General features: G+C 63.0%; 28 protein-coding genes and 1 pseudogene. 9 read left to right on the forward strand and 20 right to left on the reverse strand.

The features are described 5' to 3' along the window. Positions 1-56 precede the first annotated feature (56 nt). From LK440_RS14345 to LK440_RS14360, 4 genes are all read left to right on the forward strand, one after another. A complete protein-coding gene (locus LK440_RS14345) occupies positions 57-854 on the forward strand; it encodes a thiazole synthase (RefSeq protein ID WP_005018280.1) in 798 nt (265 codons plus the stop codon). Then, the gene (gene thiD, locus LK440_RS14350; protein WP_005020394.1) at positions 851-1,693 is read left to right on the forward strand and encodes a bifunctional hydroxymethylpyrimidine kinase/phosphomethylpyrimidine kinase; all 843 of its coding nucleotides are present in this window, start codon (positions 851-853) and stop codon (positions 1,691-1,693) included. The genes LK440_RS14345 and thiD overlap by 4 nt, the downstream gene beginning before the upstream one ends. A gap of 71 nt (positions 1,694-1,764) precedes the next feature. Then, positions 1,765-2,445 carry a protein-L-isoaspartate O-methyltransferase family protein gene (locus LK440_RS14355; protein ID WP_005018276.1) on the forward strand — a complete coding sequence of 227 codons (681 nt, stop codon included), beginning with the start codon at positions 1,765-1,767 and terminating at the stop codon, positions 2,443-2,445. Between the two features lie 4 nt (positions 2,446-2,449). Next, on the forward strand, positions 2,450-3,775 hold the full coding sequence (locus LK440_RS14360) for a TolC family outer membrane protein (RefSeq protein ID WP_005018274.1): 1,326 nt from the start codon (positions 2,450-2,452) through the stop codon (positions 3,773-3,775). Between the two features lie 12 nt (positions 3,776-3,787). Here LK440_RS14360 and rfaE2 read toward each other — a convergent pair whose 3' ends face one another. The 16 genes and pseudogenes from rfaE2 to LK440_RS14440 all read right to left on the reverse strand — a co-directional run bounded on the left by rfaE2 (position 3,788) and on the right by LK440_RS14440 (position 17,118). Then, positions 3,788-4,276 carry a D-glycero-beta-D-manno-heptose 1-phosphate adenylyltransferase gene (gene rfaE2, locus LK440_RS14365; RefSeq protein ID WP_005018272.1) on the reverse strand — a complete coding sequence of 163 codons (489 nt, stop codon included), beginning with the start codon at positions 4,274-4,276 and terminating at the stop codon, positions 3,788-3,790. A 34-nt stretch (positions 4,277-4,310) separates the two neighbouring features. Further along, complete coding sequence (locus LK440_RS14370) at positions 4,311-5,174, reverse strand: hypothetical protein (protein WP_005018263.1); 864 nt, start codon at positions 5,172-5,174, stop codon at positions 4,311-4,313. 39 nt (positions 5,175-5,213) lie between these two features. Further along, a pseudogene (locus LK440_RS14375) lies at positions 5,214-6,336 on the reverse strand (IS3 family transposase). Between the two features lie 250 nt (positions 6,337-6,586). Further along, a complete protein-coding gene (gene ubiB, locus LK440_RS14380; RefSeq protein ID WP_005018262.1) occupies positions 6,587-8,140 on the reverse strand; it encodes a ubiquinone biosynthesis regulatory protein kinase UbiB in 1,554 nt (517 codons plus the stop codon). Beyond that, the gene (locus LK440_RS14385; protein ID WP_005018261.1) at positions 8,137-8,778 is read right to left on the reverse strand and encodes a ubiquinone biosynthesis accessory factor UbiJ; all 642 of its coding nucleotides are present in this window, start codon (positions 8,776-8,778) and stop codon (positions 8,137-8,139) included. Before LK440_RS14385 ends, ubiB begins: the two co-directional genes overlap by 4 nt. Positions 8,779-8,863: 85 nt before the next feature. After that, complete coding sequence (locus tag LK440_RS14390) at positions 8,864-10,015, reverse strand: DegT/DnrJ/EryC1/StrS family aminotransferase (protein WP_005018260.1); 1,152 nt, start codon at positions 10,013-10,015, stop codon at positions 8,864-8,866. Continuing rightward, the gene (locus tag LK440_RS14395; RefSeq protein WP_005018257.1) at positions 10,012-10,620 is read right to left on the reverse strand and encodes a sugar transferase; all 609 of its coding nucleotides are present in this window, start codon (positions 10,618-10,620) and stop codon (positions 10,012-10,014) included. Before LK440_RS14395 ends, LK440_RS14390 begins: the two co-directional genes overlap by 4 nt. Next, positions 10,607-11,242 carry an LbetaH domain-containing protein gene (locus LK440_RS14400; RefSeq protein WP_227944736.1) on the reverse strand — a complete coding sequence of 212 codons (636 nt, stop codon included), beginning with the start codon at positions 11,240-11,242 and terminating at the stop codon, positions 10,607-10,609. Before LK440_RS14400 ends, LK440_RS14395 begins: the two co-directional genes overlap by 14 nt. Before the next feature lie 5 nt (positions 11,243-11,247). Beyond that, entirely contained in the window at positions 11,248-12,411 is a 1,164-nt protein-coding gene (locus LK440_RS14405) for an aromatic ring-hydroxylating oxygenase subunit alpha (protein ID WP_005018250.1), read from the reverse strand. Further along, complete coding sequence (locus LK440_RS14410) at positions 12,408-13,010, reverse strand: PglD-related sugar-binding protein (protein ID WP_005018249.1); 603 nt, start codon at positions 13,008-13,010, stop codon at positions 12,408-12,410. Before LK440_RS14410 ends, LK440_RS14405 begins: the two co-directional genes overlap by 4 nt. After that, positions 13,007-13,720: an SDR family oxidoreductase gene (locus tag LK440_RS14415; RefSeq protein WP_005018248.1), complete on the reverse strand. Its 714-nt coding sequence runs from the start codon at positions 13,718-13,720 to the stop codon at positions 13,007-13,009. The genes LK440_RS14410 and LK440_RS14415 overlap by 4 nt, the downstream gene beginning before the upstream one ends. Further along, positions 13,717-14,346, reverse strand: a complete 630-nt coding sequence (locus LK440_RS14420; protein ID WP_005018247.1) for a hypothetical protein — start codon at positions 14,344-14,346, stop codon at positions 13,717-13,719. Before LK440_RS14420 ends, LK440_RS14415 begins: the two co-directional genes overlap by 4 nt. Beyond that, the gene (locus LK440_RS14425; RefSeq protein WP_227944737.1) at positions 14,318-15,409 is read right to left on the reverse strand and encodes a ketoacyl-ACP synthase III; all 1,092 of its coding nucleotides are present in this window, start codon (positions 15,407-15,409) and stop codon (positions 14,318-14,320) included. Before LK440_RS14425 ends, LK440_RS14420 begins: the two co-directional genes overlap by 29 nt. Continuing rightward, the gene (locus LK440_RS14430; RefSeq protein ID WP_005018244.1) at positions 15,406-15,645 is read right to left on the reverse strand and encodes an acyl carrier protein; all 240 of its coding nucleotides are present in this window, start codon (positions 15,643-15,645) and stop codon (positions 15,406-15,408) included. Before LK440_RS14430 ends, LK440_RS14425 begins: the two co-directional genes overlap by 4 nt. Positions 15,646-15,653: 8 nt before the next feature. After that, positions 15,654-16,382 carry an ABC transporter ATP-binding protein gene (locus LK440_RS14435; protein WP_005020393.1) on the reverse strand — a complete coding sequence of 243 codons (729 nt, stop codon included), beginning with the start codon at positions 16,380-16,382 and terminating at the stop codon, positions 15,654-15,656. Position 16,383: 1 nt separating this feature from the next. After that, the gene (locus LK440_RS14440; RefSeq protein ID WP_005018236.1) at positions 16,384-17,118 is read right to left on the reverse strand and encodes an ABC transporter permease; all 735 of its coding nucleotides are present in this window, start codon (positions 17,116-17,118) and stop codon (positions 16,384-16,386) included. 466 nt (positions 17,119-17,584) lie between these two features. Here LK440_RS14440 and LK440_RS14445 point away from each other — a divergent pair, with 466 nt between their 5' ends. Continuing rightward, a complete protein-coding gene (locus LK440_RS14445) occupies positions 17,585-18,805 on the forward strand; it encodes an ISL3 family transposase (RefSeq protein WP_005016023.1) in 1,221 nt (406 codons plus the stop codon). Between the two features lie 58 nt (positions 18,806-18,863). Here the strand turns inward: LK440_RS14445 and LK440_RS14450 are convergent, their stop codons facing one another. From LK440_RS14450 to ubiE, 3 genes are all read right to left on the reverse strand, one after another. Continuing rightward, positions 18,864-19,835 carry a Tim44 domain-containing protein gene (locus LK440_RS14450; RefSeq protein ID WP_005018234.1) on the reverse strand — a complete coding sequence of 324 codons (972 nt, stop codon included), beginning with the start codon at positions 19,833-19,835 and terminating at the stop codon, positions 18,864-18,866. Positions 19,836-19,884: 49 nt separating this feature from the next. Further along, entirely contained in the window at positions 19,885-20,835 is a 951-nt protein-coding gene (locus LK440_RS14455; RefSeq protein ID WP_005013747.1) for an IS481-like element IS481 family transposase, read from the reverse strand. Positions 20,836-21,056: 221 nt separating this feature from the next. After that, positions 21,057-21,827: a bifunctional demethylmenaquinone methyltransferase/2-methoxy-6-polyprenyl-1,4-benzoquinol methylase UbiE gene (gene ubiE / locus LK440_RS14460; RefSeq protein ID WP_005018233.1), complete on the reverse strand. Its 771-nt coding sequence runs from the start codon at positions 21,825-21,827 to the stop codon at positions 21,057-21,059. 140 nt (positions 21,828-21,967) lie between these two features. Between ubiE and phoB the strand changes: the two genes are divergently transcribed. From phoB to serA, 3 genes are all read left to right on the forward strand, one after another. Beyond that, positions 21,968-22,666, forward strand: coding sequence for a phosphate regulon transcriptional regulator PhoB (gene phoB, locus LK440_RS14465; protein ID WP_005018221.1), 699 nt, complete (start codon positions 21,968-21,970; stop codon positions 22,664-22,666). 12 nt (positions 22,667-22,678) lie between these two features. Then, on the forward strand, positions 22,679-23,986 hold the full coding sequence (gene phoR, locus LK440_RS14470) for a phosphate regulon sensor histidine kinase PhoR (protein WP_005018218.1): 1,308 nt from the start codon (positions 22,679-22,681) through the stop codon (positions 23,984-23,986). Between the two features lie 173 nt (positions 23,987-24,159). Continuing rightward, complete coding sequence (gene serA / locus LK440_RS14475; RefSeq protein WP_005018215.1) at positions 24,160-25,359, forward strand: phosphoglycerate dehydrogenase; 1,200 nt, start codon at positions 24,160-24,162, stop codon at positions 25,357-25,359. Here serA and LK440_RS14480 read toward each other — a convergent pair. Continuing rightward, positions 25,334-26,245 carry a LysR family transcriptional regulator gene (locus LK440_RS14480; RefSeq protein ID WP_005018213.1) on the reverse strand — a complete coding sequence of 304 codons (912 nt, stop codon included), beginning with the start codon at positions 26,243-26,245 and terminating at the stop codon, positions 25,334-25,336. The genes serA and LK440_RS14480 overlap by 26 nt on opposite strands. A 146-nt stretch (positions 26,246-26,391) precedes the next feature. On the opposite strand from LK440_RS14480, the gene LK440_RS14485 reads away from it, so the two are divergent. Further along, positions 26,392-26,823, forward strand: a complete 432-nt coding sequence (locus tag LK440_RS14485) for a VOC family protein (protein WP_005018210.1) — start codon at positions 26,392-26,394, stop codon at positions 26,821-26,823. Positions 26,824-26,829 lie beyond the last annotated feature (6 nt).

Consider the following 26,829-nt stretch of genomic DNA (forward strand, 5'->3'; position numbering starts at 1 on the left):
ATCCTTTGCCAATTCAGGCGCTCCGGGCCATGCCCGACGCCTCGTCCCGCACAGCCATGAGCTCACAAGACCTTCTTACCATCGCCGGCCAACACTATCAGTCCCGCCTTCTGGTGGGCACCGGCAAGTACAAAGACTTCGAACAGACCCGCGCCGCGCTGGATGCCAGCGGCGCGCAGATCGTCACCGTGGCCATCCGCCGCACCAATATCGGCCAGAACCCCGGCGAGCCCAGCCTGCTGGACTATGTCCCGCCGTCACGCTTTACGCTTCTGCCCAACACCGCCGGCTGCTACACCGCCGAAGACGCCGTACGCACCCTGCGCCTGGCGCGCGAACTCCTCGACGGCCACGACCTGGTAAAGCTCGAGGTTCTGGGCGACCCGACCAATCTCTTTCCCAACATGCCCGAGACGCTCAAGGCCGCCAAGACCCTGATCGACGATGGCTTCAAGGTCATGGTGTACTGCACCGACGATCCCATCCAGTGCCGCATGCTCGAGGATCTGGGCGTATGCGCCATCATGCCGCTGGCCTCGCTGATCGGTTCGGGCATGGGCATCATCAACCCCTGGAACCTGCGCCTGATCATCGACCAGACCCAACTGCCGGTCATCGTCGATGCCGGTGTGGGCACCGCCTCGGATGCCACCATCGCCATGGAAATGGGCTGCGATGCGGTCCTGATGAACACCGCCATTGCCGGCGCCCAAGACCCGGTGCTGATGGCCAGCGCCATGAACAAGGGCGTTCAGGCCGGCCGAGAGGCATTCCTGGCCGGTCGCGTACCGCGCAAGCTCTACAGCGGTGCCCCCTCCTCCCCGACCGAAGGCATGATCGCCGCCGCCAAATGAGCCCGACCTCCGCATCGGCCCAGGAGCGCCGCATCCCCAATGCCCTGACCATCGCCGGCGTGGACCCCTCGGGGGGAGCCGGCATCCTGGCAGACGTCAAGGCCATGAGCGCACTAGGCGCGTACGGGTGCGCCGTCATCGCCGCGCTCACGGCCCAGAACACGCAAGGGGTAACGGGCATCCTGCCGGTCGACCCCGCTTTCGTCGGCCTGCAGATCGATACCCTGTTTACCGACGTGCGCATCGACGCCGTCAAGATCGGCATGGTGGGCCAGGAGCCCGTCATCCGCGTCGTGGCGGAAAAGCTCGCCCGCTGGACGCCGGCGCATGTCGTGCTCGACCCAGTCATGGTCGCCAAGAGCGGAGATCTGCTGCTCGAGCGCGGCGCAGTAGGTGCCATGCGCGAGTCCTTGCTGCCGCAGGCGACGATGCTCACGCCCAATCTTCCCGAAGCCGGCGTGCTGCTCGAAGAGCGCCCCGTCGAGACCATCAAGGAAATGCGCCGCGTCGCTGAAAAACTGCGCAACAAGCTGGCCTACTCCGGCCAGCGCTGGGTACTCCTGAAAGGAGGCCACTTGCCTGGCAACGAGACCGTCGATCTGCTGCACGACGGCGACCGCATGCTCGAGCTGCCCGGGCGCCGCATCGACACCGCCAATACGCACGGCACCGGCTGCACCCTGTCGGCCGCACTGGCCGCGCTTCTTCCCCAAATCGGGGACGTACCTGAGGCGGCCCGCCGCGCCAAAACCTATCTGACCGAAGCCATCCGGCACGCCGACAGGCTGTCGGTCGGCTCGGGACACGGCCCGGTCCATCACTTCCACGCCTGGTGGTAACACTGCCGGCCCCCGCCCCGGGGAGCCGGTACAATGAGCCATTAGTTCACTGTCCATTTTTTTCAGCCGTCATGAACGCTTCAACCCTGCCCGACGTAGAACAAGCCCGTTTCAACATGGTGGAGCAACAGATCCGCCCCTGGAATGTCCTGGATCCGCGCGTCCTGGATGCCCTGTTCACCGTGCGCCGGGAACAGTTCGTGCCGCCGGCACTGCGTGCGCTGGCCTTCTCCGATCTGGAGCTGCCGCTGGAAATCAACGCCGTGGACACCCGCCAGAACATGCTCGCTCCCAAGATGGAAGCCCGCCTGGCCCAGGAACTGCAACTGCAGCCCACGGACTGCGTACTCGAAATCGGCACCGGCTCGGGTTACCAGGCCGCGCTGCTGGCGCATCTGGCGCAACAGGTCACCACGGTCGAAATCGACAGCCGGCTGGTTGCCTTCGCGCAGCAGAACCTGCAGCTCAACAACGTCATCGACGTCAAGATTGAAACCGGCGACGGCCGTAATGGCTGGGGCTCGACCGAGTACGACGCCATCCTGCTGACCGGCTCCGTGCCTGTCGTGCCCGATGCGCTCAAGTACCAGTTGCGCGTGGGCGGCCGTCTGGTCGTGATCGTGGGCGAAGCCCCCGTCATGACCGCCTGTCGCATCACCCGCAGCACGGCAGCCAGCTTCGAGACCGAAGAGCTCTTCGAAACCGTCATCAAACCGCTGCGCGGCACTGCCGTTTCGCACTTCAAATTCTGACAGAATGCGCGTCCGGACCGTTGCGGCAGTACTGACCCTGTTCTGCGCCACGGCAACCGGCGCGTCGGCCCAGGACCTGATGCAGGTCTGGCGCGATGCTCTGGCGCGCGATCCCATCTATGCGGCCGCACGCGCCGCCTACCGGGCCAACAACGAAAAACTGCCTCAGGCCCGTGCCGGCCTGCTGCCGCAGCTCAACGCAGAGGCCGGCGGCCTCTACAACGAAATGCGCAGTACTCGCAGCCTGTCGTATGACAGCAGCGGCGGGCGCGGCACCTGGGATCTCGTCCTGACCCAGCCTCTATTCGACTGGAGCCGCTGGCAGCGTTTCGAGCAATCCAAACTGGTCGTGGCCGATGCCGAAGTCCAGTTGCAGCAATCGCTCCAGGGACTGCTCCTGCGCGTGGCCGATGCCTACTTCGGCATCCTCAGGGCGCAGGATGCCTTGAGCGCGACCGAAGCCGAAAAGGCGGCCATCGCCGAGCAACTGGCCGCGGCGCAGCGCAAGTTCGAACTGGGCACCGCCACCATCACCGATACCTATGAGGCCCAGGCACGTTACGACCTGGTGATGGCCGAAGAATTGCGCCTGCAAAACGCCGTGCAGAACCAACGCGACGTCCTGGCCAAAATCGTCGGCCAGGCCCCAGGTGCTCTGGCCGAGCTGCCGCCCACGGTTGCCCTGCCTGCGCCGGTGCCCGCGCGTCTGAGCGACTGGTCGCAACAAGCCCAGGATGCCTCGCTCGACGTGCTGCGCGCGCAACTGCAGACCCGTATTGCCGGCCACGATATCGAGATCGCCCGTTCGGGCCACTATCCCACGCTCAACCTGCGCGCCTCCAGTGGCAGTGCGTCGGATGGCGCACTCAGAGGTCCTGGCCCCGGCCGGCCCATCGACAACAGTGTAGGAGTGACCTTGTCCATTCCTCTATACGCTGGCGGTGGTGTGTCCTCTCAGGTAATAGAAAAAGTCCAACTTGAACAAAAAGCTCGCCAGGACTACGAGACCGCCCGGCGCGAATCCCTACGCGCCGCGCGCGAATACTTCAATGGCGTGATTACTGGTCTGGCGCGCGTGCGCGCACTGGAGGCCGGCGAAAAATCGAGCCGGGCTGCCGTGCAGGCCAACCAGACCGGTTATGAACTGGGCGTACGCATCAACCTCGATGTGCTCAACGCCCAGCAGCAGCTCTACGCCACGCAACGTGACCTGGCTCAGGCGCGCTACCAGACCCTGCTGGACGGGCTGCGGCTGAAAGCCACCAGCGGGATGCTGGTCGAAACCGATCTGGACGCCATCAACCGGCTGTTGCGCTCGCCGTCGCCTTGAGCGAGGCGCGGCTCACGTGCCGCGGATCTTGCGCACCAGGTTGGTGGTGGAGCGCTCGAACTGAAACGGTATTGCCACGGCTTCGCCACCCCAGCTGCGCACCAGCGCCGATTCGGGCAGCTTGTCCATATCGTAATCCCCGCCCTTGACGATGATGTCCGGACGCAGCTCGGCAATCAAGGCTTCGGGCGTGTCTTCGCCAAACGCTGTCACCGCATCGACGCATTGCAGCGCAGCCAGCAATGCCGCGCGGTCGGCCTCGGTATTGAGCGGACGCTCATCGCCCTTACCCAACCGCCGCACCGACGAGTCGGTGTTGACGGCCACGATCAGGCTGGCGCCCAGACGGGCCGCCGCGTCCAGATAGGTGGCGTGCCCGCGATGCAGCAGGTCAAACACGCCATTGGTAAACACCAGCGGACGCGGCAGCTTCCCGGCAGCCACTGCGGCCACCAGGTCTGCACGCGCATAGATCTTGGATTCGAATCGGGCTTGGGACATGGCGCCATTGTAGCGGGCGGGCCGTGCTGCGCTCTCAAACCCCGATCAGCACACCTTCGTCAGGCTCGCCACGCACCGAACGCACCAGCCGGGTCGACAGATCTTTGCGATAACGATTCAGATCCTTGACGCTCTCGAACGAACTGTCGAGCAGCTTGGACAGGATGTGCAGGATGCGGCTGCTCACCTTGTTTTCCCATTGCCCGTCAAAGCGGATCTGCGTGTCCAGCCAATGCTCCAGCCAACCGGGTTCGGGCAGCCGCGATTGCACCGTATCGTTCGGAAAGAGCGCCTTGTTGACGTGCAGATTGGTCGGATGCATGGCCTGGTTGCTGCGATGCGCCGACGCCATCAGCACGCCAATCTTGGCAAAGGCGTGACGGGCATCGCCGCTGACCGACTCGCCCCGATCATGCAAGGCGCGGCGCATATATTGCAGATAGGCGCCGGCGTGACGCGCCTCGTCCTGAGCAATGGTGCGGTAGACGGCCTGAATGACCGGCTCGGTGTGCCAGCTCGCAGCGCAGCGGTACCAGTGGTTCAGTCGGATCTCGCCACAAAAATGCAGCATCAGCGTCTCCAGCTCCGGGGCCGGGTCAAACTCGAAGCGAACTTTGTGCAGCTCTTCCTCGGTGGGCATCAGGTCCGGGCGGAATCGACGCAGATACTCCATCAGCACCAACGAATGCTTCTGCTCTTCAAAGAACCATACCGACATGAACGCGCAGAAATCGCTGTCGCCGCGATTGTCGCGCAGGAACATTTCAGTGGCAGGCAGGGCTGCCCACTCGGTGATGGCATTCATCTTGATAGTGAGTGCCTGTTCTTCGGACAACTTGCTGCGATCAAAGTCGTCCCAGGGAATGTCGGTCGCCATGTTCCAGCGCACGGCTTCCATGGTCTTGAAGAGTTCAGGATAAATGACCTGCCCCCAGATTTAGTACGGCACCGACATAGAGCCCAGGGGTAAAAGGCCTTCTTTCTGATGAGCCTGCACGAATTGCGCCGGCGTTAAATATCCGAGCGCGCTGTGAGGCCGATCGGTGTTGTACTCGACTCGCCAGTTTTCGATCAAGCTTTTAGCCTGTCGCAGGGACAAGAACCAGTGCTAGTTAAGGCATTCGTCGCGGAACTTGCCGTTGAAACTTTCGATATAAGCGTTCTCCACCGGCTTACCCGGCCGAATAAACGACAGCTTTACGCCTGCTTGGTAGGCCCCCAGGCGTCCAAGGCTCTTCCGGCGAACTCTGGCCCGTTGTCCACGGTAATAGATCGCGGCAGGCCACGCATCTCCGCCAGCCGTTGCAGCACCATGGCAACACGCAGTCCCGGCAACGACGTATCGACCTCGATGGCCAGGCATTCGCGAGTGTAGTCATCGACGATAGTCAAACAGCGGAATCGGCGGCCATAGGCTAGGCCGTCGGCCACAAAGTCCATTGACCAACTCTGATTCGGCGCGATTGCCGCTGGGCGAACCACGCGCTCGGTCGCCGCGATTCGCTTACGCTTTCGTTTTCGCACGCTTAACCCTGCCAGACTGTACAGCCGCCAGATTCGCTTGTGATTTGCTTGCCAGCCTTCGCGACGTAAGAGCACATGGATCCTCCGATAGCCGTAGCGTCGTTTCGCCACTGCCATCTCTTTCATGCGCTCGGTCAGCGCAGCATCGCCTGAGCGTGTGCTCTCGTAGGCAAACAGCGACCGCGAAATTCCTACCAGCCCACAGGCCCGGGTAACACCCATGCTGCGCTCGGTCATTAATGTCCTGACCGCCTCGCGTTTGGCCTGCGGGCTGACTACTTTCGGCTTAGCAGATCCTGAAGCGCCGCCTTGTCCAGCATCGACTCGGCCAACAGCTTCTTGAGCTTGTTGTTCTCCTGCTCCAGCTCCTTGAGCCTCTGAGCGTCCGACACCGTCATGCCACCGAACTTCGCCTTCCAGTTGTAGTACGTTGCCTCGGAGATTCCGTGCTTGCGGCACAACTCTGCGGGCTTGGCACCTGCATCGGCTTCCTTGAGCACGCCGATGATTTGCTCTTCCGTAAATCGTTTCTTCATTGCCATTCCTTTGGGAACGGACTCTACATCGATTTCGTACTAATCACGGGGAGCAGGTCATAAAGCATGAGTCGCCCTTTTTGGATTTCCCGCAGAAAGCTCAGGATGTGGGAGAGACGCTCAGGTCGAGGTCTGCCCTGTTCCACAGATTTATAAAAATGGTTCTAGTTATCGCTCGTCAACACGAAGCTGTCGTGACAACTCAATGACGAAGATATGACAGTGCAACAGCGACAACACGTGCACCGCCCTATCTCGTCAGCGCCCACAGCGCCACCGCGATCCCCACGGCGAGCACCGCGGTCAGTGCGGCTACGAGGCGATTGCCCTGCTCCTGCGCACGGCGCAGTCGCCGCGTCTCGGCCAGCATTTGCGGCGAGACATCGGGGCGATTCAGATAGTCGTGCATCAAGCGAGGCACGGCCGGCAATATCTGCGACCACTGCACCGCCTCCTTGGTCAGGCTGCGCTTGAGGCCGCCCCAACCCACCCGATCGCGCATCCAGCGCTCCAGATAAGGTTTGGCCGTCTTCCACAGATCGAGGTTGGGATCCAACTGACGTCCCAGGCCTTCGACATTGAGCAAGGTTTTCTGCAACAACACCAGCTGAGGCTGGATTTCGACATTGAAGCGTCGCGAGGTCTGGAACAGACGCAAGAGCACCTGCCCCAGAGAAATCTCGGCTAGCGGCCGATCGAAATAAGGTTCGCAGACGGCGCGCACGGCGCCTTCGAGTTCTTCTTCGCGTGTGTCAGCCGGCACCCAACCCGACTCGATGTGCAATTGCGCCACACGCCGGTAATCCCGGCGGAAGAAGGCCAGAAAATTCTGCGCCAGATAGTTTTTGTCGAACTCCGACAACGAACCCACGATGCCGAAATCCAGGGCAATATAGCGCCCCAGCGTGGCCGGATTGTCGGAAACATAAATGTTGCCCGGGTGCATATCGGCATGGAAAAACCCATCCGCGAACACCTGAGTAAAAAAGATCTCCACGCCGCTACGCGCCAGCGTCGGGATGTCGATGCCTGCAGCCCGCAGACGGTCGATCTGCCCCACGGGCACACCATACATGCGCTCCATGGTGAACACCGTACTGGCGGTGAACTCCCAGATGACTTCCGGCACGATCAAGACATCGCCGCGGCCGGACTCGGGGCCGAAATTACGCCGTAACTGGCTGCAATTGGAAGCCTCTCGCACCAGGTCCAGCTCATCGTGCAGGTAATTGTCGAACTCGGCCACCACTTCACGCGGCTTGAGCCGACGCCCGTCCGGCCCCAGCCGCTCGATGATGCGCGCCACGATGCGCAGCAACGCCATGTCTTTCTCGATGACGTCACGCATCCCTGGACGCAAGACCTTGACGGCCACTTCGCGCCCGTCATGCATCACGGCGAAGTGCACCTGGGCGATGGATGCCGACGCCACGGGATCGGTCTCAAACTGCGCAAACAATTGCGTCGGCGGCGCGCCCAGTGCCGCCTCGATGGAAGCGGCGGCCTGCGCCGACGGAAACGGTGGCACACGGTCCTGCAACAACGCCAACTCATTGGCGATGTCCGCCGGTATCAGGTCCCGCCGGGTCGACAGTACCTGACCAAACTTCACGAAAATCGGCCCCAGCGACTCGAGCGCCCGGCGCAGGCGCTCACCGCGTGGCGCGCTCGGCCGCGTCCCCAGGCGCATGACGCGCAGCAAACCGTTGGCCAAGGGGTGATTGAGACTGGAGAGCACCAGCTCATCCAGACCGTAGCGTAACGACACGCAGATAATGCGCAGCAGCCGCAGAAACGTCATCATGGGTGGGCACCTCGTGCCGCCATGCCCGCCAAGCGGCCCTGCAACGCGGCAATCGCGCGCGCCACCCGGTCCGTCTCGCGCTCCAGATCAGCCTGATCCAGACGCCACTGCTCCAGCGCTGGCCGGCCGGCCAGCACACCGCTTTCTTCAGCCAGATACTCGGCTGCGTTGCCGGCCAGCCGATCGGCGGCCTGCCGCGCCCCTTGCACCAAGGCTTTTGCACCCGAGATCAGGCGCAACGCAGGAATATCGCCCACCAGGCGAGCCAGATCGTCCTCGGCGTCCCAGCGCAGATCGCGCGCCAGATCCGCCACCACCTGCGCCAGGGCGGCATCGCCCGAAATATGCGTAAGTTCAGCCAGATCAGGTTTGTCCGAACCGGGCAAAAAGCGCAGCAGGTTGAACCGCTCCGGCACCGCCGACAGCGTTACGTCGGGCACGATGGCAGGATCGGCCTGCTGCAGATGCCCCTCGCTATCGATGGTCAAGGCAGCGCCGAAGCCGCCCAGCGCAAAGCGCAAGGTCTTGCCGCTGTGGCGAGCCAGGCGATCGCGGGCCCAAGCCTCGCGGTCAAGCAAGGTGTTCAAGGCACGCAACGCGAAACGCGTGGGAGTAGGCAGGACGGAAAATGGCAGCATCGACAACGACGGAACGGACAGGCTCGCTGGGCGAACATTCCAGCAGTTTACCGTTTTAAGGCGCCGACGGCCTGTCGCCGGTCTCCTAGCGGCTGGCGCGGGCCATCACACTGTCCAACACCTGCAGCCGATGCCCCGCCTCCGCCTCGGTCAGACCCGGATCCACAGGGAACGCCACGCTGCACAAACCCAGCTCCCGTGCCACCGGCAGCGGCGCGCGCGGCGCCAGGCCGGCGCGGCGAAATGCCACCTCACGATAGATCTCGGGGCAGGAGCCCTGAAAAACACGCACCCCGCCAGCCTGCAATGCCCGCAACAAACCGTCGCGCGACCAACCGGGCCGCAAGGCATGAGGCCGTACGAACACGTAGCAACGATAGTAGGCGTGGCCGATATGCTCAGGTGGCCGCGGCACCCGCAAGGCAGGATAGCGGGCTGCGGCATCCAGCAGGCGCTGCGCATGCTCGCGTCGGCGGGCCACCCAGGCCGCGCACTTGCGCAACTGGATGCGTCCGATGGCCGCCTGCATGGCCGTCATCCTGGCGTTGCTGCCAAACGCCTCATGCAACCATTTAAACCCGGGGCCGGCGCTGGCCGCCTGGATCGGCAGCTTGCCGTGATCCTTCAGGCTCCAGACACGCTGCCACACCGCCTGCGAGGCCGTGGTGACCATGCCGCCCTCGCCACCGGTCGATATGATCTTGTCCTGGCAAAAGGACCAGGCGGCTGCATCACCCAGGCTGCCGGCAGGCGCGCCACGGTAACTCGCGCCATGCGCCTGGGCGCAATCCTCCAGCGTGCGGATGCCGTGCCTGCCCGCCCAGGTCAGGATCTCATCCATCTCGCACATCCATCCCGCCAGATGAACCAGCACCGCCGCTCGTGTGCAGGGGGTACGCGCGGCCTCCAGGGTCTGGGCGGTGACATTCTGGCTGTCCGGATCGACATCGGCGAACACCGGCCGGGCGCCCACGGCGACGATGGCGCTGGCCGACGCCACGAAAGACCGGGCGGTCACCAACACGTCATCGCCCGGGCCGATCTCCAGGGCCCTTAACGCCAGCTCGAGCGCGACCGTGCCATTGGACAGCGCCACGGCATAGGGCCGGCCTACCTGCCGGGCGTAATCCTGCTCGAAGGCCGCCACATCCGCCCCCGACCAGGCGTTGCCCTGCCCGCGTCGCAGGACATCGGCCACCGCGGCGATCTCATCGGCGGCATACACCGGCCAACTCATGAGGACTCTCCGGTCTCCTGTTGGCCCCTGAACTCCTCGCCGGTGGCCTGACCGGGCGACCCTATCCCCACGCCGCCGAGCACCACCCAGATCGTGCGCCACAGGATGAGCAGATCCAGCCGCCAATTGTGATGATCGACATACCAGACATCCAGTTGCAACCGCGTGGGCCAATCCAGCGCATTTCTCCCGTGCACCTGCGCCCAGCCCGTCACGCCGGGCGGCACCAGATGCCGGCGCTGCTGCTCGGCGCTATAACGCGGCAAATAAGCCAGGGGCAAAGGCCGCGGGCCGACGAAATGCATCTCGCCACGCACGATATTCCACAAACCCGGCAACTCATCCAAGCTGCTGCGGCGCAGCCACCGACCCAGCCGCGTGAGGCGCGCCTCATCCGGCTCGCCGTCGAACCGAGGCTGTCGCATCGTGCGGAACTTGCACAACGCAAACGCCGCGCCGCCCCTGCCGGCCCGCCACTGGCGGAAAATGACCGGGCGGCCCAAGGTCAGCATCAAGGCCAGCGCCAGAGCCGCCATAAGGGGCGACAATGCCACCAGGCACAGCAGAGCCAGCGTCCGGCGCGCCAGATTGCTAACGCAACACACGGATGTCGTCCGCCACCAGCGAATCCCGCACGACCCCAGCCTCCAGGTCCTGCCGGATGGCCAGCGTGTCATAGACCACCACGCCACGCCCGAGCTTGACCGATGTCGACTCGCCGCGATAACCATGCACCCCGCCCACCACGCAGCCATCGGCCAGATAACTGCCGCTGCCGATTTCGCTGCCGCGCTTGACCACGCAATGCGCACCGATAAAGCAGTTGTTGCCGATCGTGACGCCGTCCTCGATGATGGTTCCCGGACCGATGATAGTGTTGAAGCCGATCACGGCCTTGGCATCCACCACGCAGTGCGGATACAGAATGGAGCCCGTGCCAATGCGTGCGTCCGGGCTGACCAGCGCCTCATCGAATACCGCCGTCCCCAACGCCAACCCCAAGGCCTTGAGGCGGGTGAAAATCGCCGTGCGGGCAGAGTTGGAGAACACCCCATCGCCAAAGAACAGACAGTCCTTCTCCGGGCACTCCAACGTCGCAATGGCTGCCGGGTCCGGCCCTAAATTTGGCAGGCACTCGATCTCATGCACCGAGGCCTCGGGATGACGAGCGGCGATAAAGCGTCGCACCATGCCGGGAAGATAGGCTTGAGCAAGAAAGATGTGCATGATGATCAGGCCTGACACGTTTGGTTTTCTTGGTAGACGGCACCTCCCATGTAGCGCATGAACTGCATGATGGGCGTTTCATAGTCGCCTTGCGTAAAGCGGAAGCGATGCTGAGCCATCGCCGTAAGATTCTTCTGTACACGGCGCAAAATAAGGCTGTCCTCTTCGATTACGTAGCGTTCTGAACGCGCGATCGACAACAACAACGAGCTAGCGTCAAAAGGTCGCAGCATCCGCGGCATAGCTAAAGAGAGGCGATAGTGAAAATCGGACGCTGATTTGGGCAAATACTGCTGCATGCCGTAGTAACGGCCAGCTACCGAGTAAAGATTTGTATTTGGAAAAAGCACGATCTGCAGAAAACTCTCTTTCGGCATCGAGCGCTCCACTAGATCGTCATACCAATAGCTCCCTTCATCGATATGGCTATTCGTGGTGAGGGAGAGTCTGTGCAAAGAAGGTACATCAGGAACAAACGATTCGTACAAGCAGGAAGGGGTTTCCTGCACGCGCTGCACGCGATCATCGTGGATCAAGCTCAAAGCATCAGGCATCACCTCCGAGAAGGACGATGGATGAACAAACAGAACATGTAGCGCATCCCGAATATTTTCGGCATTCAGCTTCCAATTGAAGCCACCAGGAAACTCAGCCTGTATCGCCGAAGATGTACTCCCCATGCGACGAACCCAGCCGAGAATCTCTTCGCTAAACTGCGCGTCGATAGGCAGAGGGTTTTCACTGAGGTTCACAAAGATGACTGGCCCGACAATCTGAACGGCCACCCGCTGTAGCGACCGCCCACATGATTTTCCGCGTAAATTCTCATCGGCATCAAAATCGCGGGCCATAGGAATACCAGTAAGCGCACCACCGCTTCTGAAAGCCCAACCGTGGTATTTGCAGACTGGTCGAGTATTCCCGTGACCCGAAGTGACCATCACCCCACCTCGGTGCGGGCATATATTCAGATAGGCAACGATATCGTTGCGCAAACGATGGACAACGATTTCTCGGCCGTAAACCGAAAATGTAAAGTAGTCGCCATCGTGCTTCAGGGTAGACACGAAACCCGCCGTGAGCCACAGCTTCTCGAATAGATTCTTGCGCTCCATCTCCGCATAACGCGGGTCGCAATACCACTGTGGCTCAAAGACAGCTTCTTTCATCCAACTCTCCTTGCGGGATTTCCTACCATGACCGCCTCGGCCGGCACGTCCCGCAGGACCACCGCGCCCAGACCGATCTCGGCCCCCTTTCCTATGACCACACCACGGCTGATACAGGCTCGGGGATGAATGACGACGTCCTCTTCGATGCGGCACTCTCCGCCGATGAAAACGCCTTCGCCGATGTGGCAATAGGCACCGATCTCGGAGTCGTGCCCCACCACCACACCTGCCGACAGGTGCACATAATCTGCCACCCGGCAGTCTGGCGACACACGCACGCCGTCAAAAGCACAGGACACGCCGAACTCGCTGCGCGCGCCCAGCATGCGCGGCGGCAGGGCCAGCATGTGGCCGCCACGCGCCAGAATGCCGGCCACCAGAAGACGCTTGATTCGTGGGCTGCCGACCGCGCACAGGAAACTCAAGCCGTCAGCGATGGGCACGTCTTCCGGCCGCCCCAGGATCGGCAGGCCGGCGACCTCCTTGCCCTGCATCTCGTCGCGCGTATCGACAAAGCCAACTACGTGCTCGTCCAGCCAGGCCTGAATCTCCCGGCCCAGCCCTCCGGCGCCCAACAGGCAAATGCGTTGTGTCATATCTCGACCACGCCCCCTGTCATCAAAGTGTCCCAGCCCGTAATCTGGGCGGCCTCGTCGGACAGCAGGAAAAGCACCAGCGCCGCCACATCGTCGGGCGACGCCACGCCCATGGGATAGCGCTCACGCGCCATGGCGTCCAGGTTGAATACGTCGCTGCCGGCGGTCATCTTGGTTCGCACCATCGCGGGCGAGACCGCATTGAGCCGGATCTGGCGGCGCTGCAACTCCAGCGCGAGGTTGCTGACCCCTGCCGACAATGCGGCCTTGGACATGGCGTAGGGGCTCACGCCTTCGGTTGCCGTATGCGCACTGATCGAGGACAACACCACGATGGACGCGCCGGCGTTGAGCTTGCGGCCCCGCAGCAGTGCGGCCAACAAGGCGACGAAACTGCCGACATTGATGTCCATGACACGGCGTACGGCGTCGCGGCTCAACATGTGGGCGGGCATGAGCAAGGCCTGCCCGATGCAGAACACCAGCCCGTCGAGCGGTTGCCCGAGCTCACCGACCCAGCGCTTGAGATCCTCGTCGTTGAGCAGATCGGCCACCGCCACGGCCGGGTCGTCCTGGGCCTGTCGGGACACCCCCTGCATCACGGCGCCCAGCGCCCGCGCGCCTTGGGCGGTGGCCTTGCCGATATCCGAACCGGCGCCCGCCACAAGCAGACGCTTGCCCTCCAGGGACATGAAAGGATGCGTGATCATGACATGGGCACCTTGCGTAAGCGCTGACCCCGGTCGGCCACAATGAGGCTGCCCGTCATCCAGCGCGAGGCGTCGCTCAGCAGAAACAGCACCGGACCGGCATCGATGTCCTGCCCACTGAGGAAGTTGACGCGTAAGCCGGCCTGCAGCAATTCGCGCCGGCCATGGAAAAGCGCGTGCTGCAGGCCGGCAGATGCCGCGGCGGCGGCCAGGTCGCCGCCTTGAGCATCAGGCATGCACAGCACCAAGGAGGCGCCTGCCGCGAGCCGGCCTGCCGCGGCGAGCCCCTGTATCAGCTGCAGTGGCAGCAGAGCATGACTGTCCAGCCGCTCGCGCCAGGCTGCGTCGTCAGGCCCCAGCAACGTGGCCGGACTGACGTGCCAAGGGGCGATTACGATGCCCTGGAGCACCCGGTCGGAAAGCTCTTCGACCAGCTTGGCGGCATCTCGCTCGGCAGGCGCGCCGAGACGACACGCCTCAAGGCGGGGCTCAAGGGCCTGCGCGCAGGCCACGTGCACGATCGCCTCCAGGTCGAGCAGACGACGCGCCGCCGCCATCGCCGGGCCGCAGGGGCTGCCGAGCACCAGGTAGCGACGGTCACGAAATCCGAGTCGGCTGGAAATCATAGCGATGCTCCAGAACAAAGGGTTCGGGTGCGTAGAAAGGCTCGGTCTGAAGATAGAGCGTGCCCCAGCTCAGCCCTATACCAAAGCCGCACAGGATCCAGTGCAGCGGGCGCTGTTGCGCCTCGGCGCTCAACTGACTGGATATGGTGACCGGAATGCTGGCCGAGCTCGTATTTCCGTACTGCTCCAGCGATGACGGCCACTGCGCGGGCGACCCGCCCACCTTCTGCCGTATCGTGTTGTTGATCATGCGATTGGCCTGATGCATGACGTAGTAATCAATGTCGGCGACGTCTTTGCCAACATGGCCCAGCATGCGGCGTATCGCCTCCGGCGCACGCAGCGTGGAGAAGGTGAGAATGGCCGGCCCGTCGAGCCAGACATCGTCGGCGCGGCGCATCACGCCGTCGGCGCACAGGCGTGGTTGGCGACTGCTGTCATTGGTGGGATAACGCTTGCCGCCATGGGGGATGATGATGGCCTCGTAGCCGGAGCCATCGGAAAACCCCTCAAAGTAGATGGGCTGCGCCGTGGGGTCATACTCCAGAGCCGTCGCCGTGCACGCGTCGCCAAACAGAATGTCGCGGCCGTTGTCCAGACCGTCATTGGACGCGGCCTGATCACCCACCAGCACCAGCACGCGGCGGAATCGCTGCTCGCCAACCATGGCCGCAGCGTTGAAAATGCCATAGGTATAGCCGGAACACCCGAGGTTGATGTCAAAGGCGCTCACCCCCAGCGGCAGCCCCAGCCTGTCTTGCAGGATGATGGAGGTCGCAGGGATGGAAAACTCCGGTGACTGGGTCACCAGGATGAGCGCATCGATGGAGGCCTTGTCCCAGCCCAGGCCATCTATCAGCTTCTGGGCAGCATGCTGCGCCAGATCGGAGAAGATCATGCCATCGGCACAACATGGCCGCCAGCGCACGCCGACGTTTCTGACCAGTCGCTCGCGCTGAGCGAGTTGGTCCGGCGCCACGGCCAGATTGTCGACGCGACCGGGCGGCACGGCGCTGGTGATGCCGCGCACCGCCACATGATCCAGACGCACCACACCCATCATTGCTCTCCCTGAGCGTAAGCGTGCAGCGCCGAGATGTTGCCCAGAGAGAAGACCTTGTCCGCCGTAATCGGCCGTCCGTACTCGCCTTCCATCATGATGATCACGCCCAGCATGGCCAGGGAATCAAAGTCGGGCATTTCGTCAAATCGGGTGTCGCCGGTCACCCTGACCTCCTGGACAAAGTCGCAGGCCGTCAGGAACGACTCGATAAATTCTTCCAGATTCGGTTTGTGCATTATTTCCCTCAAAAAGATGCGAACGATGACGTCGAGACTTCCTGCAGACGGCCCGAATCCAGAACGAAGATGCGATTGCAATACCGCCGCAGAAGGTGTTGATCGTGAGAGGCCAGCACCGTGATGTGCGTGCGGTCCATCATCTGCCGCAAGCGCCCCAGACTCTTTTCCTGGAATTCGGCGTCTCCCGTCGAGAACCACTCGTCGAGCAGCAGAATCTCGGGCGTGACCGCCGTGGCCACGGCAAACAGCAGCCGCATGCGCATGCCGCTGGAGTACACCCCAACGGGTACATCGCGCCAATCCTCCAGACCGCTGAAAGCCAGAACTTCGGGCGTCAGAGCACGGCATTGCGCCGCAGGCAGGCCCATGATGAGCCCCAGATTCAGGACGTTCTCTCGGCCACTCAACTCGGGATCCAGCCCCGCCTCGATATCGAAAAGCATGGCCGCCTGGCCGTGCACGATGACCTGGCCACGCTGTGGTTGATAGACACCGGCCATGGTGCGCAGCAAGGTGCTCTTGCCTGCGCCGTTATGGCCATAAAGCCCCACTCTGTCGCCCTCGACGATTTCCAGATCGATGTCGCGCAGCGCGTCGATGGCGCGCACCTGGCCGCCACGGTGCCTCAACAGGCCGAACGACAGCCACTTGGCGATCTGGTTACGCAGGAAAGAGGCCTGCAGGTCAAACAAGGGATAGGTCAGAGACACCCCTTCGAACCGGATCATCGCCATGTCAGATCCAGAACAGGATGCGGCGGGGATTGCGCCAGTAGATGGCCGCGCAGACCAGCAGCATGACCGCCAGGAAAATCAACCCTCCCTCGTAGACCCAGCCGGCCGGACGCACCGGCCCGCCCAATGTGGACAGCAAAGGCGTGCGCACCATTTCGATGAGGTAGGAGATGGGATTGAGCCAGATGTATTCGTCAACGAGGCTTTCTGGCCGAAACAACACCGGGCTGACAAAGAACAACAGCGGCAGGCTGACCTCGATGGCATAGCGCACGTCCCGGTAGCGCGCGCCCAGCGCGGCCAGCGCCAGGCTGAGCAATGCACAGATCGCGATCACCAGCAGCAGTCCCGGCAGGAACCACACGAGCCCGGCACTCGGTTGCGCACCGAAGTAGACGAGCACCGCCGCAACCAACAGAAGGTTGTGCGCGAGATTGATGAGGTTGTAGCCCTGAATGCGGACCACGAAAAACCACACCGGCACGCACAGATTGCGCATCACGGTGGCGTTCTGGGTGTAGGCGGTGACCGCCGAGACCAGACAGCCGGAAATGTATTGCCAAAGGACCAGGCCGACCGTCAGGGACGGCACGAACACGGCACGATCAACGCGCAGCAGTTGGGCCCAAACCGCACTGAAGCCAACGATGGCGATGGTATTGCCCAGCGTCAGCCACAAGGGGCCCAGGACGCTCTTGCGATAACGCGTGCGGACATCGACCCAGCTCAGATGCAAGGCGTTTCGAACGTAGCGAAGACACCCGACTCCATCCCGCTTCACGCGCTGACCTCCACGAATCACCCTTTTTCTGGCAGTGATAAACATGGATGCAGTCTAAAGAGCCATACCCCTGCGGTCTGTCAGCCGGCAGCGCTGTGCCTGGAGCCGATTTCCTGTAGACACGCCCCACGAAGCCCGGGCCGGATGCAGGAAATTTCCGTGCCGGGACTGCACCATGGGCAAATCCCTGCCCCTGCCTGCGCCTGTCGGGTGACGTGACTAGTCTGCCTCGCCGCCAGGCCTCTGCCTGTCAGGCTTTTCGCGCATAGGCCGTGCCGGTTTCGCTGCTGTCGGTAAAACGCGGGTGCCCCCCCCCCCCCCCCCCCCGGAAAGAAAAAAGGTTCATCGCGGAATAGCGTGGAGCCGTGCTTGATTGCCGTTACGCTTGATCCTTGATTTTTCAAGGATCAAGGCCGGGATCATGCTGGACCGCAAGACGATCGAGAGGTTGGGTGGGTGGGAAGGTTATCGGGTGGAGCGGGTCGTGTGGCCTGAAGGTGAGAGCCGGACGGTCACGATTTACCTGAAGCCTTCAGCGCGAACGATGCACTGCGAGCACTGCGGCAACCGATGTCGGCAGGTGCATGAGACGACCACGCGCCGGGTGCGGGATCTGCCGCTAATGGCGCTGCGAGTGACGCTGGTAGTGCCGCGTCGGCGGGTCTGGTGCGAGCAGTGCAGTGGACCGCATCTGGAGAGGCTGAGCTGGCTGGGCCGTTACCAGCGAGTGACCGACCGGCTGGCCGAGGCGGTCAGCCAGTTGCTTGAGTCCAGCAACATTCTGGCCGTGGCGCGCTTCTTCCAACTGGGTTGGCACACGGTCAAGGCGCTGGACAAGGCCCTGCTGCGACGGGCGATCCAAGAGCCGGACTGGAGTCAGATCCACTACCTAGCGATGGACGAGTTCGCTCTACACAAGGGCCATCGTTATGCCACGGTCGTTGTCGATCCGATCCGCCGTCAGGTGCTATGGATCGGTGATGGCCGCTCGCGCGAGACGGCCAGAGCCTTCTTCGAACAACTGCCAACTGGGGTTGCCCAGCAGATCCGGGCCGTAGCGATCGACATGACGACGGCCTATGAGCTGGAGATCCAGGCCAACTGCCCCAACGCCGAGATCGTCTACGACCTGTTCCACGTCGTGGCCAAGTACGGCCGTGAAGTGATAGACCGGGTGCGTGTAGACCAAGCGAACCAGTTGCGGCACGACAAGCCGGCCCGCCGGGTGATCAAGTCCAGTCGCTGGCTACTGCTGCGCAATCGCAAAAACCTCGATCCGTGCCAATCGGTAAAGTTGGACGAGTTGCTCCAGGCCAACCAGCCCTTGCTCACCGCTTATCTGATGCGCGATGAGCTCAAACAGCTGTGGTTCTACCAACACCCCGGCTACGCCCGCCAGGCATGGGATCACTGGCTGCAACAGGCTCAGGGCAGCGGCATCGCCGCCTTGGCTCACTTCGCGCTCAAGCTAAAAGCCTATCTGCACGGGATTCTGTCTCGCTGTCGCCACCGGCTCAACACCAGCATCGTCGAGGGCATCAACAACACCATCAAAGTCATCAAGCGCCGCGCCTACGGCTACCGCGATCAGGAGTACTTCTTCCTCAAGATCCGGTCTGCATTCCCCGGTATTCCTCGATGAACCAGAAAAAATGCCCGCGCAAAGCGCGGGCATTCAAAGTACTACGGAGCCTGGCGAATCAGTTGGCGTACTCGACCGGGATCTGTTGAATGCCGGCCAGCAACCATCCGCCACTGGTGGGTTTGAAGAGGTTCCAGACCTCTTCAAAACGGAAGGCTTCGGCGCCCGGGGTTTCGCGCAGCATGCCGGAGAAGCGCACGCTGGCCAGATGGCCGTCGGAGACGGTCTCGATACCCAGCAGCTCAGCGTTGAGCAGCACGACTTCGGTCTTGTTGACTTCGGTGCCGCGCGCTTCGAGTTGCGGCTTGAACTCGGCGATCAGGTCATCGGTGAGCAGATCGCGCAAGTTGTCGACGTTGCCGCTGTCCCAGATGCCCTGGATGCGGACGAATTGCTCTTTGGCCTGCTGCAGAAAACGCGGCGTGTCGAAGTCACCCGGGATGAACCAGTTACCGTCGTCGCCCGCCTTGGGCAGGGACGCGGCCACTGGCGCGGCAGCTACGGAGGCAGCAGGTGCTGCCGCCGGGGCCGCAGCCAGGCTCTCGCGCCAGGCGGGCTGCGAGTTCTGTTGTGCGGGCGGACTGCCTGCGGAGCTGTAAGCGCCCTGCATGGCCTGACGTGGCGCGGCGCCGCGCAGGCGGCGAACGAGGAACAGAACCGCAAAGATCACCAGGCCGATCAGCAACGCGCTGCCGAGGAACTCAGCCAACGCGCCACCCAGACCGAGGCTGGAGAACAGCGCGGCCAGACCCAGCCCGGCGGCGATGCCGGCGATGGGGCCCAGCCAGCGCGACGCGCCGCTCTTGGCGGCGGCGGCCGACGTGGCGCCAGCCGTGGTGCCCGCACCCGGAGTAGCCGGTGGCTTGGTGGCCTGCCGCTGGGTGGTGACGTTGGAGGATTGGCGGCCGGCGCTGGAGCCGCCGCCGGCGCGGCGCGCTTCCGCGTCAAAGGACGCCGTGATCAGCGCGGCGCCGGATACGGCGATCAACGCCGCAGCCAGCACTCGGGAAAGGCCAAACTTGATGGACATGACGATAATGCTCCTCGTGTATTCGCCCCCCCGCAGAGGCGAGTGGCGGCTAGGTGTGAACTGTCAATAGGTTGTATTCGTCCAGGTTGAGTCTGGAGATGGGTACAGCGCGCCCGATGCCTTGGTGGGGTCGATGCCAGTTGTAGTGGTGTAGCCAGGATTTCATGGCATCGGCTCGGTGTTGGGAGTTCTGGTAGGTGTGAGCGTAAGCCCACTCACGCAAGGCCGACTGGATGAAGCGTTCGGCCTTGCCATTGGTCTGTGGGCGGTAAGGTCGGGTAAAGCGGTGCTTGATGCCCAGCTCATGGCACAGCGCGGCGAAGGCGCGGCTGCGAAAGGCCGAGCCATTGTCGGTGAGCAAGCGCTGGATGGTCACGCCCAGGCGCTGGTAGTAGGCCACTGCGTCCTTGAGGAACTGGACGGCGCTGGGGAAGCGCTCGTCGGGGTGGATGTCGGTGAAGGCCACGCGGGCGTGGTCATCGATGGCCACGAAGACGAAGTCCCAGCCGGCCCCCTCAACGGTATCGCGTCGGTTGCCCGTGACCCGGTGGCCAGGGCGCTGGATACGTCCCAGCTTCTTGATGTCGATGTGCAGCAGATCGCCGGGGGCCTGATGCTCGTAGCGCACCACCGGCTCGGCCGGCTCCAGGTCGGCCAGGTGCGACAGACCGGCGCGGGCCAGGACGCGGCTGACGGTGCTGGCTGACACGCCCAGCGCCTGGGCGATGCGCGCTTGGGTCAGCCGCTTGCGGCGCAGCTCCACGATAGCCAGCGCCTTGGCCGGCGCAATCGCTCGGGGCGAGACCGTCGGGCGCGAGGACGCATCGGCCAAACCCGCCTGGCCCTGAGCCAGGAAGCGGCCCAGCCATTTGCGCACAGTCGGCGCGGTGACCCCATAGGCGCGGGCCGCTTCAGGCACACAAACTTGATGGGCGATCAATTGCTGGACCATTTCGAGGCGACGTAGGAAGGTCAATCGGGCATGCTTATGGGTGTTCATCCGGCCGGGCTCCTTGAGTGAACTGGGGGGTTGGCGATTTCCAGTTTCTCAAATCCGGTTCGGATGAACCATGCATACAACCTATTGAATCTTCACAGCTAGGCGGTGCCTGCCGCCACTTTCTTACATTAAACTGAACAACCTTAAGAATAACGGACAAGGTCATCCACCACAAGTTCCCGCAGTAGCGACAAATACTCCCCCAGGCAGGACTTGCACCCCTAGCTCAGTCGCACCCCTTCGTGCAGGGCGGCCACGCCAGCGGTCAGGTTGAAGTACTGCACACGGTCCAGGCCGGCGGCGCGCATCATGTCGGCAAGCGTGTCCTGGTCGGGGTGCATGCGGATGGATTCGGCCAGGTACCGGTAGCTCGCTTCGTCATTGGCGACTTTCTTGCCCAACCAGGGGAGCACGTTGAAGGAATACCAGTCATAAGCCGGCGCCAGCGGTTTGGCGACCCGTGAGAACTCCAGCACCAGCAACTTGCCGCCCGGCTTGAGCACACGGGTCATTTCGGCCAGCGCCCGATCCTTGTGCGTCATGTTGCGCAAGCCGAAGGCCACGCTCACGCGATCGAAGTGGCCATCGGGAAACGGGAGTTTTTCCGCATCACAGACCGCGACCGGCAGGATGAGACCGCTGTCTGTCAGGCGATCGCGTCCGACGCGCAGCATCGAATCATTGATATCGGTCAGCCATACCTCGCCGGTGGGGCCGGCGCGCTTGGCAAAGGCGCGGGCCAGATCGCCCGTGCCGCCCGCGATATCCAGCACTTTCATGCCAGGCCGCACGGCGGCACGGCCGATCGTGAAGGCTTTCCAGATGCGGTGCAAACCGCCTGACATCAAGTCATTCATGACGTCATAGCGCGAGGCGACCGAATGAAAGACTTCGGCAACTTTGCGCGCCTTGTCGCCTTCGGCTACGGACTGAAAACCGAAGTGGGTGCTGCCGGAAGGGGACGTATCGGAAGGAGAGGAAGGCTTTTGCATGGTGAAATCCCGGGATATGGTCCAATGGTAGCCGATTGGCGCAGGCAATCCGGCCGCAAGCTTGGTCACATACCTGAAATATTGCGGCCATACTATGGCAACGTTCGCGCCATGTGGCGCACTGCTGCGTAACCATCCCTATGTCTAGCACTATTCTTGTCGTCGAAGACGAACCCGCCATCCAGGAACTGATCGCGGTCAACCTGTCTTTCGCCGGCCATAAAGTCCTGCGTGCTTTCGACGCCGAACAGGCCCAGACCCTGATCCGCGCCGAGCTCCCCGATCTGATCCTGCTGGACTGGATGCTTCCGGGCATGTCCGGCCTGTCGCTGGCGCGCAAACTGCGTGATGACGAGCGCACCCGCAACGTGCCGGTCATCATGCTCACGGCCAAGGGTGCCGAACAGGACAAAGTCGACGGCCTGGAAGCCGGCGCCGATGACTACATTACCAAGCCCTTCTCACCCAAGGAGCTGATGGCGCGCATCAAAGCGGTGTTGCGCCGCCGCGCGCCTCAACTCACCGACGACATCATCGATGTCAGCGGCCTGAAGCTGGATCCGGTCACTCACCGCCTGTCGGGCAATACTCAGCCCTTGCAGATCGGCCCGACCGAGTTCCGTCTGCTGCATTTCTTCATGACGCACCCCGAGCGCGTGTTCTCGCGTTCGCAATTGCTCGATCAGGTCTGGGGCGACCACGTCTTCGTCGAGGAGCGCACGGTCGATGTCCATATCCGCCGCCTGCGTAAGGCGCTGGAGCCCAGCGGCCATGATGCGCACGTCGAAACCGTGCGCGGCAGCGGCTATCGATTCACCTCTCAGGTGCCGGCACGGTAGAAACCCACCACGATGATCTGGCTGCGTACGCTTTTGCTGATCGTCCTTTGGGCGGTGATCAGCCTGCTGCTCCATGCGCTGGCGGGCTCGCCCGCCGGCTGGGTGTTGTTTTCCGCGGCCATGACGGCCATGGTGCTATGGCGCAGTTGGCGCTTGCAACGCGTCTCGGCCTGGGCCCATGACCCGGATACGGCGCCGCCTGCCGGCGTGGGCCCCTGGGAGGACATTCTGGCCCCGCTGTACCGCTACACCCGGGCCCGGCGGCGCGAACTGGCCGAGCTGCAGGACACCATGCAGGGCATGCTGGCCGCCGCCCAGGCCCTGCCCGATGGCGTCGTGACCCTGAACGAGGACTACCAGATCGAATGGGGCAACCGCATGGCCCGACGTCACCTGGGGCTGCGTCTGCCCGCGGATCGCGGACAGAATCTGATGAATCTGCTGCGTTCGCCCGAGTTCGTCGCCTATGCGCATCGCAGCAACTGGCCCGAACCCATTCTGGTGCGCGTGGGCCAGTCGGGCCAGGAGCGCGTCATGATGATTCAGCTGGCCACTTACGCCTCCAGCCGCCGTCTGCTGATCACGCGCGATGTGACCCAGATCGAAAAACTCGAGACCACACGGCGCGATTTCGTGGCCAACGTGTCGCATGAGCTGCGCACACCACTGACGGTGCTGGCAGGTTTTCTGGAAACGCTGCACGACATGCCGCCAGAGGCGCTGGGCGAAGAACAGCGCAGCCAGTATCTGGCCATGATGCTGGAGCAGGCGCAACGCATGCAGGCCATCGTCGAGGATCTTCTCACCCTCTCGACGCTGGAGTCCTCCCCCGGCACGGACCCGGTAGCCGTCAATATCCAGGCGTTGCTTCAGACCGCACGCCAGCAGGCCGAGGCGCTGTCAGGCGGCCGGCATCATTTCGAATGGCAGGTCGATGCCAACCTGGACGTTCTGGGCAGCGGCTCGGAGCTGGCCTCGGCGCTGTCGAATCTGCTGACCAACGCGGTGCGTTACACCCCCGAGGGCGGACATATCACCGTGAGTTGGCAAGGCACGCCCGACGGCGGCGCCCGCTACAGCGTCAGGGATACAGGTATCGGTATCCCCGCACGCCACATCCCCCGCCTGACCGAACGCTTCTACCGTGTCGACCGGGGCCGCTCGCGCGCCGTCGGTGGCACGGGCCTGGGCCTGGCCATCACCAAGCACATCGTGCTGCGCCACGATGCCGAGCTACTGATCGAAAGCGAACCCGGCAAGGGCAGTACCTTCTCGTTGTTGTTCCCGCCTGATCGCGTGGTCCCCGCCGAGCCAGCCTGAGGGAGCGGCCCGAGTCGGGAGAGAACGGGGCAGCCCGCGACGCGGCGTGAGGCCCCACTGCCGCCAAGGGTTTGTGCGCTTGCAGCATGAATCTGGTCCACAATTGGGGTGTCGGTGCCCACTGGCACCGCTCCGGGACACCCCGGGCCACTCTTTCCTTACGGCAAGCATCCATGGCTCAAATCGTTTTTTTCGAGAACGTTCACCCCAGCGCCCGCGCGGTCTTCGAAGCCGCCGGCTACTCCGATATCGCCACGCACAGCACCGCGTTGCCTGCGGCCGAGTTGCGCGCCGCACTGCGCGGCGCCGAAGTGGTGGGGATCCGTTCTCGTACCCATCTGGATGCCGAGCTGCTGGCAGAGTTTCCCGACATCCGCGTGGTGGGATGCTTTTGCATCGGCACCAATCAGGTCGATGTGGACGCCGCCATGAAGCGTGGCATTCCAGTCTTCAACGCACCGTTTTCGAATACCCGTTCCGTTGCCGAACTGGTCCTGGGCGAGGCCATCTTGCTGTTGCGCCGCATCCCCGAGAAGAATCTGCGGGTGCATCAGGGGCACTGGGACAAAAGCGCTGCTGGCGCCTTTGAGGCGCGCGGCAAGACGCTGGGCATCGTCGGCTACGGCAATATCGGTTCGCAGATCAGCACGCTGGCCGAAGCCATCGGCATGCGGGTGGTGTACTTCGACGTCGAAGCCAAGCTGCCGCTGGGCAATGCGCGAGCCGCTGCGTCACTCAACGAGCTGCTCAGCCAGTCTGATGTCGTGACACTGCACGTGCCCGGCGGCAAAGGCACCGAGAACATCATCAACGCCGAAGCGCTGTCCCAGATGCGCCGTGGCGCCATTCTGATCAACGCCTCGCGCGGCGCGGTCGTGGATATCGACGCCCTGAACACGGCGTTGCGCCAAGGCCATCTGGCCGGCGCGGCGCTGGACGTTTTCCCGTCTGAACCCAAGGGCCCGGACGAGCCCCTGGCCAGCCCGCTCATCGGCCTGCCCAATGTCATCCTGACCCCGCACATCGGCGGCAGCACCCAGGAGTCCCAGGAAAACATCGGCCGCGAAGTCGCCGAAAAGCTGGTGCGCTTTCTGCGGGCCGGCACGACCAAGACGGCGGTCAACTTCCCCGAACTGGCTTATGTAGAGCCGGCGGGCGCGGCGCGCATTCTTCACGTCCACCGCAATGCGCCAGGCGCCCTGGGCACGCTGGACAACCTGCTGGCCGAACATGGCTTGAACATCGTCAGCCAGACCCTGCAGACCCGTGGCCAGATCGGTTATGTGGTCACCGATGTCGACGGCACCGTCGACGACACCGTCATGAGTGCGCTGCGCAGCCACCCCATCACGGTACGTTGCGATCGCCTTTGACCGGTGTGGCGGCCGGACCTGCGGGTCCGGCCTGCTCCGCGCTGGCCTGCTGCAGGCAGACTCCCATTTTTTCGAGTATGGCCGAGCGTGACAGGCGCCCGATCAGGCCGATCTCCCGCACAAAATCGGGCTCTCCGAGTTCGATGAGACGCAGCCCGGTGCGGTTGAGCCAGCGCGTATGCGGCAGGATGGCAACGCCCAGGCCAGCACGCACCAGATTGGCCAGCGCATCGATTTCATCGAGTTCGACCGCCTCTTGAACCTCGATGCGGTGGCGGCGCAGGAACCGATCGACCAGCCGCCCGCCAAACGATGAGCGCTCATACCGTATGAACGGTTCGGTTTCGAGCAGGTCGCGCCAGGGCCGCAGCGGCATCGTATCCTTGACCGCCAGCACCATCGGCTCGCTGAGCAGCGCCTGCCAGGCCAGTTCGGGCGGCAAGGCGAAGGGCGGGCGAATCTGCACCACCAGATCCACCTCGCCGGCGTCGACCTGGCCCAGCAGTGACAGCGACACCCCTGGCACCACCCGCACACGGACATCGGGATAGGCTGCTCGAAAGGGCTTGAGTGCACGCACCAGCAGATCCTGCTGAACCGAGGCGATGGCGCCAATACGCAACACCCCGCTGACTCGCCCTCCCCCCTGCTTGACCATTCCGTCGGCCAGTTCCAGCAGCTCCTCGGCTTGGGGCAACAATGCCCGCCCCTGGGCATTGAGCGCCGCCGCCTTGGCGCTGCGGTCAAACAGCGTCACACCCAGATGATTCTCCAGACGCCGGATCTGGGCGCTGACGGCCGATTGCGTCAGGCCGAGCTGACGACCCGCCCCGGTGAAGGTACCGTCACGGGCCACGGCGACGAAGGTTCTGAACTCACGAAGCATGAATTAAATAGGGGCGAATTAGCACACCAGAACGAGCACAAAAATAATTGATCCTAAGTCCCAAAAATATCGTTTTTCGATCAAAAAAACAATCCGTAAACTATGTCGCTCGCAGCATGGTGCTGCCCTGTCTGGAAATTTTCATCATGACCGCTCAAACCGCCATCCCCCCTTTCCACCTTGCCTTCCCGGTACGTGACCTGGCCGAAGCCCGCGAGTTCTATGGCGAACTGCTGGGCTGTTCGGAAGGGCGCAGCTCGCCCGAGTGGATCGATTTCAATTTCTACGGCCACCAGATCGTCGCTCACCTTGCCCCCCAAGAATGCGGCGCAAACGCCACCAATGCCGTAGACTCTCACAACGTGCCGGTGCGTCACTTCGGCGTGGTGCTCTCGATGGAACAATGGGAAGCCATGGCCAAGAAACTGACGGATGCCGGCACCGATTTCGTCATCGAGCCCTACATCCGTTTCAAGGGTGAAGTCGGCGAGCAGGCCACCATGTTCTTCCTGGACCAATCGGGCAATGCCCTGGAGTTCAAGGCGTTCAAGAACATCGAGTCGCTGTTCGCCAAATAAGCCCTT

It is taken from the genome of Bordetella holmesii, assembly GCF_020735985.1.
Lineage (GTDB): Bacteria > Pseudomonadota > Gammaproteobacteria > Burkholderiales > Burkholderiaceae_B > Bordetella > Bordetella holmesii.